The sequence below is a fragment of the Psychrobacter sp. UBA3068 genome, assembly GCF_002366815.1.
GTDB lineage: Bacteria > Pseudomonadota > Gammaproteobacteria > Pseudomonadales > Moraxellaceae > Psychrobacter > Psychrobacter namhaensis.
In genome coordinates this window covers 13,986-30,209 of sequence record NZ_DFBY01000001.1, presented here as the reverse complement: position 1 = coordinate 30,209, position 16,224 = coordinate 13,986, and the positions used below count along the sequence as shown (strand labels likewise).

The window sequence follows — 16,224 nt, the reverse complement described above, 5'->3', positions numbered from 1 at the left end:
GACATGCCGTTTTGTCTGCGGAGGGAGGATGCAGTAAAGGTCGCCCGTTGAAACAGAAAACAAGTGACCCTCGTAAGAAGGTCGCCTGAAGGCTATCGCTTTTAGAATCCCCAACTTGAGCTTGGCGAAAGTGGTGGGAGTATGTCAATAAATGTACACGTTCTTACTCTTACCATTGCGGGCTTAGATAGCATTGATATTAATAATAGTATTACAATGGTTTTTCATCAATATAGGTTAATAAAGCAGAGATAACTATGGATAAATTGCGCGATTTCTTAAAAAGCTGGCCAGGTCGCATTTTATTGATTTTATGCCTATCGCCGCTCGCTCTACTGGGTGTCGAAAGCTATTTTGGCGGCGGGGTCGATCCCAACCAAATCGCTCAGGTGGGTGAAGCAAGCGTAGGGTTGTCCGAGTATCAGACTGCCGTCAATAGCCGTCGCTCTGAAATTCTAGAGCAAGTTGATGATGCCAGCCTATTGAATGAAGATGTGCTGCACGAGCAGGTACTAAAGGGGCTTATCGATCGTACGTTGTTAGAGCAGCAAGCGGGTAAGCTTGGCATGACCGTCTCTGATGACACCATCAATCGTTTATTGCGTCAAGAAGAAATCTTTAAGGATGCCGAGGGGAATTTCTCTAACGAGCAATTTTCAAATTTTTTGCGCCAGCGCGGTATGACTAAAGATCAGTTATTTGCAGAGTTCCGTAATCAGCTGAGTCTCGATCAGCTCAATGCGAGTATCGTGGGTACCGCTGTTTATCCAATGCAAGCGGTCAGCCAGCTGATTGATCTCCAGCTTGAATCCCGTAATATCTGGCTACATCGGTTTAAGTGGCAAGATTATGTCGATCAGGTTAAGCTGAGCAAAAACGATATACAAGCCTACTATGATGCCAATAAAGACACCCTAAAAAGCGCCGCTATGGTAGATTTGGCTTATTTGCAACTCAGTCCTCAAACCATTCAGGTGGAGGATGTTACTGCAGAAGAGGTGCAGCAGCAGTACGAAGCTTACAAGCAAGGCTTAGCAGTCACCGATGAGCGCAAAATCAGCCAAATCCTATTGACTGGTGATGATGCCAAGGCAAGAGCCGACAAAATCAAAACTCGTCTAGATAAAGGGGAGTCTTTTGCTGCATTGGCAAAAGCAGAATCTGATGATCCGTCAGGAGAGGCAGGGGGTGATATCGGCCGATTTAACCCAAGCGTATTTGGTAATGATGCTACAGCGGTTGAAAAAGCGTTAGCAGGATTGAGTGTTGGCGATGTGACCGCGCCGATTAAAACCAACTTTGGCTATCAGATATTTACTGTCACCGAAGACAATGGGCGCAAAATACCCACGCTAGAAAGTATGCGTGACGAGCTAACCGCTAAAGCAAAAGAGTATAAGCGTCAGGAAGTCTATGCAGATAAAGTGACAGCGATTAACGACTTGGCAGCGGATGGTTTTAGTATCGAAGACATTGCTCAGCAAGAGAATGTAACGCTAAAGCGTCTCAAAGACTACCGTAAAGAAAACAATCAATCAGTACTGTCACAACCAGCCGTGATCAAACAGGCCTTTGATGAGTTTACTATTCAGGATCAGGCAGTGACAGCCGGCATCGAAGTTGGTAATGGTACAGTATGGGTGCAGCCAAGTAACTATCGTCCGACTAAAACGCTGACTTTAGCCGCCGCGACGCCAAGAATTACTCAGACACTACGTCAGCAAAAAGCCACGGCATTGGCGCTAAAAGAGGCTAAAGCGTTGGCCGCTGGTATTAAAACACCTGCGGATATTGCTAAGCAGCCCGTCGACCTTCGATCTTTAGGTGAGGTCAATCGTCAAACCACCCTATTGACAGAAAAAGAGCGCGGCTTGGCCTTTAGTCAGCAAGCGGCTAATAATGGTGTCGTGGCAATCGCTAGTGAGACTGAGGCGGGAGCGACCTTGTTGGTCGGCGATCGTATCAAAACGCAGCAGCAGTCACCGTTGTCTGATGTGCAAAGAGCGCAAACCGCTGCAATCATTCGTGATAATTTAGGTCAAGATCAGCTACAAGACTATCTAGATTATCTGCGTTTGCTGTATAAAGTTGAGATTAATGAATCCAACATGGCAAACGCACAAGGGCGTTAAGCATTTGCATGGTCGTTAATGCTAAATGGCTATAAGAGAAGCGCATAAAAAAGCCACTGTAAGTTACAGTGGCTTTTTTTATTGGTCAATGCTGCTTGTATATGTCAACAGCATCTTGGCTTTTTCTACTGCAATGTAATAATCACGATGGACTAATGGCGGAAATGGCGCATGCCCGTAAACACCATCGCGATACCGTGCTCGTTTGCCGCAGCAATGGTTTCATCATCACGCATAGAGCCACCTGGCTGAATAATAGCAGAAATGCCCACTTCAGCAGCGTTATCAATACCATCACGGAACGGGAAGAAGGCATCAGAGGCCATCACAGCGCCTTCAGTGGCCAATCCAGCATGCTCCGCTTTAATAGCAGCAATACGGGCTGAGTTGACACGGCTCATTTGTCCTGCGCCCACACCGATGGTGCGCTGACCTTTTGCATAAACAATAGCGTTAGATTTGACGTATTTTGCTACGTTCCAGCTGAACAGTAGATCGGCAATCTGTGCTTCAGTTGGCTGTACGTCAGTGACGATTTTTAGGTCATTGGCCGTGATTAAGCCAAGATCTTGTTCTTGTACTAACAGGCCGCCGTTGACGCGCTTGTAGTCAAGTTGTGAGTCGCGTTGATCGGGCGCTGGTAGCTCACCACATACCAATAAACGCACGTTTTTCTTTGCAGCAGTCGCCTCGAGCACACCGTCTTCAATACTAGGGGCAATAATGACTTCTACGAATTGATTGTCGATAATGGCTTTCGCCGTAGCAACCGTTAATGGACGGTTAAATGCAATGATACCACCAAAAGAAGACTCAGGGTCAGTACTAAAAGCGGTGCGATAAGCCGTTACTTGGTCGTTATCAGCAGCGACACCGCACGGGTTGGCGTGCTTAACGATGACGCAAGCAGGGGTGTTAAAGGCTTTAACGCATTCAAGCGCGGCGTCGGTATCAGCGATATTGTTATAAGACAGTGCTTTTCCTTGCAATTGCTTAGCAGTCGCGATAGATGCTTGCTGGCTTTTTAGCGGTTGGTTTTCGGTATAAAAAGCAGCGCTTTGATGGGGGTTTTCACCGTAGCGTAGGTCTTGTGCTTTCTCAAGCTGCACATTAAACGTACGTGAAAATTTCTCAGGCGTTTGCGTTTCATTGACACGGCTGCCGAGGAAATTGGCAATCATACCGTCATATTGTGCGGTGTGTTCAAAAGCTTTGACTGCTAAGTCGTAGCGTAGGGCCGTGGTCAATTCCGTGCCATCACCTAAAGCGGCAAGGATGCGCTCATAATCTGCTGGATCGGTCACGATACCCACGTGAGCGTGATTTTTCGCCGCCGAACGCACCATGGTTGGGCCACCGATATCGATGTTTTCGATGGCATCGTTCATGGTTACATCAGCCCGAGCGATGGTTTCAGCAAAAGGATATAAGTTGACGACAACCAAATCGATGCGCTCAATCGCGTGGTCACTCATCACGGCATCATCTGTACCACGGCGGCCCAAGATACCGCCATGAATTTTAGGATGTAGCGTCTTTACCCGACCATCCATCATTTCAGGAAAGCCCGTGTAATCAGACACTTCAGTCACGGCGACGTTGTTTTCTGTGAGTAACCGATAAGTACCGCCAGTAGACAGTAAGCCAAAACCTGCTTTAATAAGGCCTTGCGCAAACTCAACGATATTGGATTTATCGGAGACCGATAATAGGGCAAGTGGGGTTTTACTCATAAAAAAATTCCATAAAAAAAGCCTGACGTAAACGTCTGGCAAGGAGATAACGACAACTATTGCTAACCGTATCACGATGGATACAGTCATAAACGTTCAGTTGCCATGGAGAATTGTTGTCAGGGACAGTAAATGAGATCATATAGCTGGCGCTACATCAAGTCATAGGTTTTGAGTTTTTTGCGTAAAGTACCGCGATTTAAACCTAGGATTTGCGCGCACTTGGTTTGATTCCCCCGCGTTTGTTCAAGGACAACGGATAACAGCGGTTCTTCGATTTGCTTTAAAATAAGCTCATACAAGTCGGTGGGTGTCTCATCGCCTAGCATCGCAAAATACTGTCGTACCACGCGCTCAACATGGACGCGTAAAGGTTCTTGCATATTGGTTGCGTGGCTGTTTAAAGAAGCGCTAAGGTCGTGAGTAAAATGAGGGTAGTTGTCTTTATTATAGTCGGCAGGATGCTCAGAGCTTTTGGCAAAACGTTGGGCGTTATGCTGTGCATGAGGTGCCATAAGATAATGTCCTTGAGAGTAGAGAAAAGCAAACCATAAGAGGTTAGGGTATTATATCAAATAAATATTGTCTAGCGCTGACAGATTGGTCGCTATCTGAGCCGCAACGCTGCTCATCAAATCATGCTCAATACTATTTACAGAAACCTATTGTAGAAACCTATTTTATTTATAAAGTGTGGTTCAATACAGAGGAGTTGCCGTCACTTCGCGAATGTTTGTATTGGCCACAGGGATCGTAAAGAGTAACTGTCGGCCACTGTCAGCAGCTAATTGGTTTTGTTTGCTTAATAGGTAGTCGTTTGGTGCTGCGATGAATTCCCCGATCAGATTATTGGTACCATAAACGCTGACTTTTATATTGGGGTAGAGCTGCGCTTTTGTGCTTTGGTTGTGTAGAGTGGCACTCACATCGCTGAATGCACCTGTTACCTTGATTTGACTAGGCTGGTGATTGAGGTCAGTCACGGTTAATGCACCCAAATCGGCATTTGGCAAACTACAAGCCGCAATCGAACAGAGTGCATGGAGGCGCTGGGCATAAACGGGGTCTTTAACCAGTGTCTCTAGGTTAAAAATGACGTATTGGGCAAACAGTAATAAGGCTAATACCAAGCAGCCAAGCGACCACAGTACTGATGCTACCGAATAGTTCTCTGACGGTGGTGCAGTGCTAGCTTGAGCTTGTCTGGCACGCGCATCCGCACTGCCATCTTCGTCTGTAAGCGACACACCCATATCGAGCAACAGTTGTGATAAATCTGTATCGTCTTGCGGCGTCTCTGCGCTTTTATCTTGCTCTTTAAGAAGCGCTTCGAGCCAAGCGTTGTCCGCAGTCTCATTGACACTTGCGTGAATGTCATTAGCCGCAGCTGAACTCAGGGCAACCTGTGCGGATGATGACGGCTCGGTTAGAGGAGCAGAGGGTGTTGGCTTAACGGATGAGCGGCTGTTTTTAATACTGTTTTTAGAGGGAGTAGCTGATGGCATACTAGCGGCTCTAGAGGCATTACTGGCTTGAGTCAACCAAGCTTCCATACTGTCTAGTGAGTCATACTCTAAAATGGGGTCTGCTGGCTCATCGATGTCCATATCATCATGGATTAAGTCATCGTGAATCAACTTGTCAGATGAACACTTTTTTGTAGCGGGCTTACTCAGTAAAGACTTAGCATTGCTTGAGCGCTTCTGGACTTTATGATGAGTGTTAGATGGCTGTGCTACGCCAGTATCTGGTGTGAAGGTCGTGGTTATATCGGTTTGAGTAGTGGAGGTGTTAGGAGTATCAGTGGTGACAATCAGATGTTTATTCACCAAAAAACTTTGTTGGCAGTGATCACAGCTGACGGTAGTATTTACTTTATTTAACTGAGTTTGTTTTACTTTAAAGCAAGCGTGACAGTGCGGGCATTGAGTTTTTATGGGCGTGGTCATAGGGTCGAGTCCAAAAAAGTATGGTTATCAATACCGCTTAGCCACTCACTAACAGCTGCCTATAAGGCTAAGACTGTCATCTAAACTCTCTATAAATGCAACCATTACAGGCAAGGACAGAGTGGCGCCAAACACATAACATTTGACTGCCCTCTATCGTAGCAGATGTAATTAATTGTTGCTAGCCTGTAAATGTACCGGACAAACGCTGCCAATGTTGGTCTTCTTGTGCGGTAAAGGCATGCTTTGGATCAAGCGCAAAATAAGGCTGATAAGCAGCAGCGACCGCTTCAGTTTGTGACTCAATCAAACCCGCCAATACGATACGGCTATCAGTCTTCACTAAAGTGGCAAAGTAAGGGGCCAAGCTGATAAGCGGTTTTGCCAAAATGTTTGCCACGAGCACATCGACAGGTAAAACCTCATTTTGTGCACAGTAGTCGCTAAACTCTTCTGGTAAAAACGCTTGGAGGCGCCCATTGACGTGGTTGCGCTCAGCATTTTGATTGGTGGCGAGTACGGCTTGTGGATCGATGTCGACCGCATACACTTGGCGTGCCCCTAACAACAACGCTGCGATGCCCAATATACCTGAGCCACAGCCATAGTCAATGACTACTTTATCTGTTAAATCCTGCTCTGTGAGCCAGTCAAGACACAAGCGAGTGGTGGCGTGATAGCCAGTACCAAAGGCCAGTCCTGGGTCCATAATGATGTTGGTCGCATCAGGATTTGGCGGTGTGAGCCAATTGGGTACGATCCATAAGTCATTAGCGCATTCGATAGGGTGATAGTTACTCATCCACTCACGCTCCCAGTCTTTGTCATCAACGGCACTCAGCCAAATACGTGTAGCGTGTACTTGTGCGGCGATTTCGTGACTTAACTGTTCAACAGCCTGACGGCTACCAGCATCGGTCGTTGCATCAAACAGGCCTGTTAGGATAACCTCATCCCATAAAGGCGATTCGCCAGGTAGCGGCTCGAACAAAGGCTGGTCGCCTGCGTCGTCTAAAGCGATTGATAAAGCGCCTGCTTCCAGTAGCAGCGCCTCCGCCAAATCGACGTTTGCTTTTTCACATTGTAAGTGCAGTTGTTGCCATGCCATAACGATAACCTTAAGCTAAAATAAAATGAATAGGTGAGTTGGAGAAATTATGAATGCGTAGGGTGCAAAAGTTAACGAGGTCACTTTTGGGCTGACTACTCAAGAGTTTGATGACGCAGTGTTTACAGGTACTAGCGTAGGGCTTGTTTCGCTTCACTGACCACACGTGAGTTACCTTGTGCTTGCCCTGATTGCAAGATGATTTGCCACAGTGCCCGTCTGCGACTCGTATCTTGAGAGACACTAAGGCCACGGCGTGCCATGGCTTCAGCCTTGCGCGGTTGGTTCTTTTTTAAGGCCACTTGAGCCAAGTAAAAGTACACCGCAGAGGATTTTGGCGCTAAGCGCTGAGCACGGGTAAAGCTGTTTTCAGCATTGGTCAACTCGCCAGATTTTAGCTGCCTGATACCGACTTGCATCAGATGGCGAAATGCCGGCAGTGTACTGTTATTACTGGCAGATTGCGGTGTGCGTTGTTGTGAGTTTTTTCTTGCCTGTTCTAGTAGCTCATTGTGTGACGGCGCTGCTGGCTCAGAGATGACATAGTCATCGCGAGAAGGCGTAATGATAACCGCATCAGGTTCAGTTGTCACGGGGTTAGAAGATGGGAAGGCAGGCGTGTCTTGCGTCAATGGATTTGGTGCGTCCAAAGGTTCAGAGGAACGATCAGATTCGATCGTATAGTCGTCTTCTGTTCTGATAATCGGCGCTTGCGTGACAGCGGGCGTCGAGGTGGCTTGTGTTTGCGCTGATGGAACAGTTTGAGCCGGTGTTTTTTGTATAGAGGCTTCGGTATTGGGCGCCGTCTGACAAGCACTCACACTTAGCATCATAGCAAGAGCACTGGCTACGGCCATCGTATTGACTGGCGTCGCTTTTTTAAGCTGTGTGATAATGGCTGGCTTGGCTGATACAGTTTGCGTTAGAGGGAACACCATGTTGAGACCTTTTTTAAGTTTTAAAAACACTTTTAGAACCATTCAACAGCACGATCATACCAAGTATCAGTACGACTTTCTGTATCATTACCATTTTGTCCGTCATTGTCTTCTTGGCTATCGGTGTCAACGGCTTCACCATTTGGAATCTCTAAACCTTCACGGCGACGCTGCTGGTTGATAGCACCTTGCTGGCTTTGTTCACGTGCCTGATCTTGTTGATACAATCTAAGCGCACAACTGCTGGCTTCTTCTGGTAGATGCGCTGACATCACTGGTAAGTAGCGCGCATCGGCACAGCGCTCATTAGATAGCTTGCCTGAGTTGTTTTCAAGCCACAGCCATTCGATACCTTCAGGCTCGGGTAGAGCCACAGGTGTGAGTTTTAAGCGTTTCATGTAATCTACCCAGACCGGTAGTGCGCCAGTACCACCGCTCAAACCTATCGGCTTGTTGTCGTCGCGGCCCACCCATACCACACTGACATAATTGCCACTATAGCCTGCAAACCAAGCATCGCGGTAATCGTTTGTCGTGCCTGTTTTGCCCGCAAGATTCAAATTGCTACCAAGTGATTGCGCACGTCTAGCTGTACCATTTGAGACCACTTGCTGTAGCGCGTAGTTTGTCAAAAAATTGGTTTCAGGTGGAATGCTACGCTGAGTATTTAGGCCAGTACGCTGCAAAATACGGCCGCGATCATCAATCACAGTACGAATACTATGAATAGGCGTGCGAAAGCCACCAGTTGCAAAAACTTGATAGATACCAAGCATATCCATAGGGCTAAGGTTGACAGAGCCTAACAACGCTGATGGATAGGGGGGGACTTTTTCTTTAATACCCATACGTTGTAGCTGCTTGGCGAAGGTGTTGACGCCAAACTCCATCCCTAAGCGTACAGCCGCTTGGTTATAAGATTGCGCTAACGCTGTGGTCAGGGGCACGGCGCCATGATCACGATTGTCATAGTTTTTTGGATTCCACTCAGTGCCATCGTTTAAAGTGACAGTGATTGGTGAATCATCTACTGAACTGGCCAAGTTATAGCGGCCACTCTCGAGCGCTGTCATGTAAATGATCGGCTTCAACAAAGAGCCCACTTGGCGTTTGGCATCGACGGCTCGGTTAAATCCTGTAAACTCACTACCACTGCCTACCACTGCCACCAATTCACCAGTTTCAGGGTTGGCACTCACTAATGCCCCTTGCAAATCCTTAGTTTTGCTACTGTTACGACGCAGTTCACCAAGCTTTCTATCAACAGCTTTGTCTGCTGCTAACTGAGCAATAGGATCGAGGGTACTAATAATGGTCAGGCCCTCGTTTTTGAGGTCATCAGAGTAGTAGACAGTATTTAGCTCACGTTTCACGATATCCAAAAAGTCAGGAAACTGACTCTTGCCTTCCACGGGCTTATCAACGACACCAAGCGGCTGCTCTATGGCTTTGTCATATTCCTCTTGGCTGATGGAGCCCACTGCCAGCATATTACTCAGTACCACATCACGGCGCGCTTTTGAATCGTTTGGATGGCGACGTGGGTTATAAATACTTGGACCTTTGGCAATACCGACGAGCATCGCTTGCTGGTCTAAGCGCAGCTCATTGAGCGGTTTGTCAAAGTAAAACTGTGACGCCAAACCAAAACCATTGATAGAACGGTTACCGTTTTGACCTAAGTAAATCTCATTTAGATAGGTTTGTAGAATTTCATCTTTGCTATAATGCAGTTCGAGTAGTACAGCCATCAATGCTTCGTTGGCTTTGCGTTTCAGCGTACGGTCCGAATTGAGATAGAAGTTTTTAATAAGCTGCTGAGTAATGGTCGAGCCACCTTGTCTTGCGCCACCAGAGAAATTATTAATGACGGCGCGAGCAATCCCACGGAGAGATACCCCTTTATGCTCATAAAAAGCGCGATCTTCGGTGGCGATCAGCGCATCAATTAATGGCTGAGGCACCTCGTCTAAGGAGACGACCATTCGATCTTCGTTACTGTCTGGATAGATACCACCAATACTCACCGGCTCTAAGCGAATGATGCCACTTTTGGCCGGTAAGGTGCTTTGTACAGACTCAACCTTATTACCCGCAATGGTCATTTTGATGACCTGCTCTTTGTCCACATCGTTGGCACTGTAAGTAAAGCCGCGCGTATGGATGAAATAAGTATTGCCTGATCTATGGTAAGTGCCAGTGCGATCATACGCTTTGCTGCTCTGATAATTGAGCAACTCTAGCCATGTCTTCATGGTATCTCGATCGACATTGGCGCCTTGATACAACTCTAGTGGCTGCGAGTACACTTTGGCAGGAATATCCCAGCGCTTACCCTCAAACTTATGAGTGATGGTGCGATCCAGCTTAACTAAATACAGCGCCAATAGCACCATGCCAGCGATGATGACGATTAATAGTAGACTACTAAACACCAAGCCGCGTTGCTGAGAGGGTAGCGTGTGTATAGCAGACTTAGAGGGCTGTGGTAGCTTGGAGTTTGGTAACTTAGAATTGGATTTTTGCACTGATGTCGCACCATTTTTGGATAAAAAACTGCCTCATAATGACTCAAATTGACAAATTTTTCAATCTATCATCGTCAATGCAGGCATTCATTGGTCGTAGATCAGGGGTGATAGGGCTGTTTACCACGAGTGCTTATAGTATAATCTCTATTGTAATACTCGTATTCATCATAAAGTATGAGCCGCTTTTAATTGGGTTTACCAGTGCCATATAAGACAGCAAGTTACGAATGCTATCATGATGTGTTTTGTATGGATCCGCCATCGTTTCTGATTCTGTGCTAACGGGTCGAAGCCAATACGATTGAAAATCGCATTTTGAAAGAGGGCACGCACCCTTAACGATAGCAAGTTTACTGAGAGCGAATAGGGTTTAAGAAAACCTATATAAAGGAAGTAAGCGCGATTATGTCTAGTACCTCATCACCAGTGTCATCCACTACCAGCCATCATTATGAAGACAACTCTATCACCGAAGGTTTGGTGCTACCACGCGTAGGGCACTGCTTTCACTGCGGTGATCCCGTACCCCAGCCACCGTTTCATGCAGAGATATTAGGCAAGTCACGTGAGATGTGCTGTATGGGGTGTCAGTTAGCGTCACAAAGTATCGTAGAAGCAGGGCTTGAGCAGTATTATCTCGACCGCTCAGAGATTAATCGCACGGCAAGCCTACCCACCCAGATGACTCGACTTGAAGCTTACGATCATGACGAGATAAAGTCGCAGTTTGTCTACGCGCAAGATGGTCTGTCAGTGGCAGAACTGTCTGTCAATAACTTACGCTGCGCTGCCTGTACGTGGTTGATCGAGTCGCGCCTCGATGAGTTAGAGGGCGTTAGTAAATGTCAGGTTAATTTGACCAACCAGCGTATGCGGGTGATTTGGAATGAAGAGAAGCTACCGATCAGCCGTATTCTAGCCATCATCAATGAAATCGGCTACGAAGCTAAGCCTTATCGGCAAGATACCCATGAAGCCATGCTGGCGCGGCACAACAATCAAATGCTATTACGTCTAGGTATCGCGGCGTTGGGTTCGATGCAGGCGATGATGTATGCTGTGGCGCTTTATTTTGGTGAGTACAGCGACATGTTGATATTCCAGCGTGATTTTTTGCGGTGGGTATCTTTATTTGTCAGCACGCCTGTCTTCTTTTATGCCGGTATTCCTTTTTTTACCTCAGCATGGTCAGCGATACGGGCTCGCCAAGTCAATATGGATGTACCCGTTAGCTTGGCCTTGATCATCACTTTTTTTGCCAGCCTCTATGCCACCGTTACTGGACAAGGAGAGACGTACTACGACTCAGTCAGTATGTTTATCTTCTTTTTATTGGCAGGGCGTTATATTGAACACAATGCCCGTTTAAAAGCTGCCACTATGGCCAATGATCTGGTGGTGGTGGAGCCTGTGCTGGTCCAAAAAGTTGCTGAAGATAAAAGGGCTGCGGCGCGTATTTTACAGCAGCTCAAGGATAATGAATCTCAGCAGAATGAGAAGAATACAGCCATTGAAGAGTCTACCGCGCCGACTGATGTATTGATTGTCAATGAGACAGGCGAGCAAAACGTATCAAGCACTAAAGCAGAAGCCATGCCTGACTTTATGCAGCGTATGGAGGCCAATGTCCATCAGTTAACGTCGCGTATTGCCCAAGACTGGCAGCAGTCACGCAATCAGTTGTTAGCGCGAACAAAAACAGAAAATGATTCAGAAGATAGTGCAGAAAAAAAGCAGATGGTGACAGCCCATAGTTTGCAAGTGGGTGACATCATTATGGTGGAAGCTGGTTCTGAGATTATTAGTGATGGTATTTTACTCAGTCCAACCGCTACAGTGTCGCAAAGCTTACTGACGGGTGAGGGCGACCTGATTATCAAGAACCAAGGCGACTATATCGTTGGCGGCGCGCAAAACGACAGTCAGCCGTTTGAGATGCTAATCACAGCATTGCCAGAAGACAGCCAAATAGGCTTGATTGATAGACTGATGAACCGTGCCATGAGTGAGAAACCAAAACTTGCGCAGCAAGCGGATAAGCTGGCACGTTGGTTTGTGGCGCGGATACTAGTATTGTCAGCTTTGGTCTTTATCGGTTGGTACATGGTCGATCCAAGCCAAGCCATTTGGGCCACGGTAGCGGTTTTGGTCGCGACGTGTCCTTGTGCGCTGTCCTTAGCGACACCCATCGCCCTAACGGTGGCAACCAATCGACTGGCCAGCTATGGTTTTTTGACGACGCGTGGGCACACACTGCAAACACTCGCTGAGATCACCCACGTGGCTTTTGATAAAACGGGTACGCTGACGTATGGTAAGCCAAATTTACTAAATATTGAGCCAGCCACGCCCATCAATCAAAATAACCCTGACGCTTTAGCACTGTCTGCGCAGAAAGATGAGCTATTAGCCATCGCCGCAGCTTTAGAGGTGGGTAGTCGCCATCCAATCGCTCATGCCTTACTGACGGCTGCTTATCAGTTACATCTACCCGCGACCCAAGCGTTGCAGCATTATCCAGCAGGTGGGGTGGAGGCCATGATTGATGGTGTTGTGTACCGCATTGGACATGTGGACTTTGCTTTAGATGGCCTTAATAGTCATGCCACTGGCAATCATGATTTGACCATCGATTTGGTGGCACAGCGAGCCAGCTCAGCGGTGGTACTGTCCTGTCAGAAAAGGGAGTCAAAAACGTGGCAAGCGCTGGCGTGTTTCTATTTTAATGACAAGGTGCGTGATAGTGCCAAGCCAATGCTTGATGCGCTCAAAGGGCTGGGCATTGAGTCTGTGATGCTAACAGGTGACCCAAGTCCACAAGCGCTGGCGATGGCTGAGCGCTTAGAGATGCAGTTTGCCTACAATGGTCTATCACCAACGGATAAGGTCAACCATATCCAAACATTGCAAGCCAAAGGGGCGGTGGTATTGATGGTCGGGGATGGGATCAACGATGCCCCTGTATTAGCAGCGGCCGATGTTTCGACCTCGATTGCTGGCGCGGCGGATTTGGCGCAAGTGTCGAGTGACAGTATTATTTTGAATGGACAAATCGAAGCCATTACTGCGGCCAAACGTATCGCCGATAAAACCGAACGCATCATCAAGCAAAACTTTCGCTGGGCACTGATGTATAACGGTGTTGTGTTGATTCCAGCCGCTTTAGGCTATGTACCGCCTTGGCTTGCTGCTATTGGTATGTCGCTAAGCTCATTGTTTGTAGTGCTAAATGCGCTACGTCTGAAACGCGTCTAATGTCACTCTAAAAAATATCATTCTAAAAATGGCTTGGCGCTGTCAATCTGTTTTAGCGACTAGAAGTAGTACTGGCACTACGCCATAAAAAAGGCCGTCTTTTATTAAAGACGGCCTTTTTATTGAAACCAAATGATCGTTAGACAGACGTTAGGTTAGTCTTGTAGGTAGCTTAGCAGGCGCATAAATTCGATATACATCCACACTAGGGTGGCAAGGATACCGATACTGAATAACCATTCGTAGTCTTCAGAAACCCCCATCGCCACACCGCGATCGATGTTATCGAAGTCTAGGAGTAGAGTGAAAGAAGCGATAACAATCACGAATAAGCTAAAGCCAATAGCAATAGCGCCACCTTCAAACAAGAAGGGTAAGGACGAGCCGAATGCTAAAGAAAGCACCCATTGCGCCACATACACAAGCATGATGGCAATAACAGCTGAGGTCACAATCGAGCGGAATTTTTCAGTGACTTTAACCAGACCTGAGCGATACAGCCCTAACATAACGGCCGCTGTCACAAAAGTTGCACACATAGCAGTCACTGGCACGCTTGGATACATTCTCATAAAGAACAGAGAAATACCGCCCAAGAATATGCCTTCTAAAAGTGCATAAGGCACTGCTAACGTTTTGGCTTTTTGTGGCTTAAAGGTGATAAAAAGAGCGAGACCAAAAGCGGCAAACATACTACCAAAGGCTGCCATCGTAATAAAACCTTGCGACAAACCAGCCATGAGGGCATAAAAGAAAAAGCCCACACCAGTGATAGCGGATAATCCAAGTAACAGACTGGTCTTTTGAATCACGCCCTTGACCGTCATAGGATTACCGCCGATCGCAAGCTCTGCGCGACTGACAATAGGATTGGCCATACATGTATCCTTAATAAAATATAAACAATATAGATATGAGCTACTTTAGCAAAACCCTTATTATTGTCAACTGTGTTTACGTGACAGCCATCAAGGCCTCGCGCCACTCTAGAGTCGCCCAATGAACTAGCATAAAGAGGGGTGAAGTAGCGAAATAAACACGTCTAAAGTTAACGTGTAATGGCTGTTATATGGGGTTGATTACGACAGTTAACAACGATAATTCATAAACGTGCTAGTCTAAGTAATCATTTATCGCTATCATTGCCTTGTATTTTACCGTTATGCCGAGTCGTTTTATGGAAAACTCAGCGCAGTCAGCACGATTGCCACACTTACATGAATCAGAGCTGTTCCACGCTATCAAAAACCCTGCGTTTAGGCGCATTGGGTTAATGGGCCGCGCTGGAAAACGCAGTGTCACTCAAAGTCTGGTGCAGATAGCCCAAACGATCAATGACATGAATCTTACATTGATTATGGATGTGCAAACGGCTAACTTGCCAACCTTAAACCTTACTGAGATTGAAAAAGTCAAAATCGTTAAACGTGGCTTGATCGGTGAGATTTGTGATTTGGTCATCGTCGTCGGTGGTGATGGCTCGATATTACACGCCGCTGAGGCGCTGGCGCGTTACCGTGTGCCAGTACTTGGCGTCAACCGTGGCCGCCTGGGGTTCTTGGCTGACGTAAAACCTGAAGAAGCCGCGTTTAAATTACGTCAAGTGCTGATGGGTGACTATCAACTGGATCATCGGTTTCTCTTAACCATGGAGATACGAGAAGGGCGCAATATTATCCATGAAGATATGGCCCTCAATGATGTGGTATTGCATGCTGGTAAATCGGTACATATGATTGATTTTCAGATGAAAATTGATGGTCAGGATGTTTATAGGCAGCACAGCGATGGCTTAATAGCAGCGACACCGACAGGTTCAACCGCGTATGCTTTGTCTGGAGGTGGTCCCATCATACATCCGAGCATGGATGCCATTTGTCTGGTGCCTATGCACCCCCATACATTATCCAGTCGACCCATTGTGGTGAGCGGCAACAGCGAGGTCTGTATTCGCATTCATGAAGACAATCGTACTCAGCCGATGGTGAGTGCGGATGGCAAGCCAAGCGTACCACTTGAGCAAGAGCAGCGCCTTTATATTCGTAAACATCCTGATAAGCTAACGTTGTTACATCCGCCAGGATTTGATTTTTATGAGGCTTGTCGCACCAAATTGCACTGGAATGTCCATGCAGAAGAATTCAGTCTGGATGTTGATGATGATATTATAGACGATGAATAATCACATCTGTTATATAAAAAATAGTGGTGGAGATAGATAGGATGGACAAACAAACAATATTAGCAAGTTTAACGCCAGAAGTGGTTGATAAGTTTCGTATGGCGATTGAGCTCGGAAAATGGCCTGATGGCCGCAAGTTAACCGCTGAGCAGCGCGAAACCTGTATGCAAGCGGTTATGGTGTGGGAGCATGAACATCTGCCGCCAGCCGAGCGTACAGGCTACATTCATAAGCCAGTCAAAGAAGACGGGTCTGTCGTTGGGGCTGAATGCGATGTCGAGCATGAGCATCATTATCCCAATATGCCAAATCCTAAAGGCGCCGTGCAACCGGTTAAGTTCCGTGATAAATAAGTTCCATTATCGGCAACAAGCATCCATAAAAAAGCCACGCTAG

General features: G+C 46.9%; 11 protein-coding genes. 4 read left to right on the top strand and 7 right to left on the bottom strand.

Going from position 1 to position 16,224, the window contains the following annotated elements:
* Positions 1-257 precede the first annotated feature (257 nt).
* On the top strand, positions 258-2,132 hold the full coding sequence (locus B2P60_RS00110) for a SurA N-terminal domain-containing protein (protein ID WP_286738794.1): 1,875 nt from the start codon (positions 258-260) through the stop codon (positions 2,130-2,132).
* Positions 2,133-2,284: 152 nt separating this feature from the next.
* Here B2P60_RS00110 and purH read toward each other — a convergent pair whose 3' ends face one another.
* From purH to mrcB, 6 genes are all read right to left on the bottom strand, one after another.
* Positions 2,285-3,865, bottom strand: coding sequence for a bifunctional phosphoribosylaminoimidazolecarboxamide formyltransferase/IMP cyclohydrolase (purH, locus tag B2P60_RS00105; protein ID WP_193005704.1), 1,581 nt, complete (start codon positions 3,863-3,865; stop codon positions 2,285-2,287).
* Between the two features lie 152 nt (positions 3,866-4,017).
* Positions 4,018-4,380 (bottom strand): DNA-binding transcriptional regulator Fis, encoded by a 363-nt coding sequence (gene fis, locus B2P60_RS00100; protein ID WP_193005705.1) that lies wholly within the window; start codon positions 4,378-4,380, stop codon positions 4,018-4,020.
* A 183-nt stretch (positions 4,381-4,563) separates the two neighbouring features.
* Positions 4,564-5,814 (bottom strand): DUF3426 domain-containing protein, encoded by a 1,251-nt coding sequence (locus B2P60_RS00095; protein ID WP_286738792.1) that lies wholly within the window; start codon positions 5,812-5,814, stop codon positions 4,564-4,566.
* A gap of 181 nt (positions 5,815-5,995) precedes the next feature.
* Positions 5,996-6,922, bottom strand: a complete 927-nt coding sequence (gene prmA, locus B2P60_RS00090) for a 50S ribosomal protein L11 methyltransferase (RefSeq protein WP_286738790.1) — start codon at positions 6,920-6,922, stop codon at positions 5,996-5,998.
* A gap of 131 nt (positions 6,923-7,053) precedes the next feature.
* On the bottom strand, positions 7,054-7,860 hold the full coding sequence (locus tag B2P60_RS00085) for a tetratricopeptide repeat protein (protein ID WP_286738789.1): 807 nt from the start codon (positions 7,858-7,860) through the stop codon (positions 7,054-7,056).
* A 32-nt stretch (positions 7,861-7,892) separates the two neighbouring features.
* Positions 7,893-10,256, bottom strand: coding sequence for a penicillin-binding protein 1B (mrcB, locus tag B2P60_RS00080; RefSeq protein WP_414706609.1), 2,364 nt, complete (start codon positions 10,254-10,256; stop codon positions 7,893-7,895).
* A gap of 540 nt (positions 10,257-10,796) precedes the next feature.
* Here mrcB and B2P60_RS00075 point away from each other — a divergent pair.
* Positions 10,797-13,646, top strand: a complete 2,850-nt coding sequence (locus B2P60_RS00075) for a heavy metal translocating P-type ATPase (protein ID WP_286738786.1) — start codon at positions 10,797-10,799, stop codon at positions 13,644-13,646.
* 155 nt (positions 13,647-13,801) lie between these two features.
* Here the strand turns inward: B2P60_RS00075 and B2P60_RS00070 are convergent, their stop codons facing one another.
* A complete protein-coding gene (locus tag B2P60_RS00070) occupies positions 13,802-14,524 on the bottom strand; it encodes a Bax inhibitor-1/YccA family protein (RefSeq protein WP_198334478.1) in 723 nt (240 codons plus the stop codon).
* Between the two features lie 299 nt (positions 14,525-14,823).
* On the opposite strand from B2P60_RS00070, the gene B2P60_RS00065 reads away from it, so the two are divergent.
* Together B2P60_RS00065 and B2P60_RS00060 are read left to right on the top strand one after the other, a co-directional pair.
* Positions 14,824-15,828, top strand: coding sequence for an NAD(+) kinase (locus B2P60_RS00065; protein WP_226949450.1), 1,005 nt, complete (start codon positions 14,824-14,826; stop codon positions 15,826-15,828).
* Between the two features lie 41 nt (positions 15,829-15,869).
* Complete coding sequence (locus B2P60_RS00060) at positions 15,870-16,181, top strand: YeaC family protein (protein WP_193005713.1); 312 nt, start codon at positions 15,870-15,872, stop codon at positions 16,179-16,181.
* The last annotated feature ends 43 nt before the right edge of the window (positions 16,182-16,224 follow it).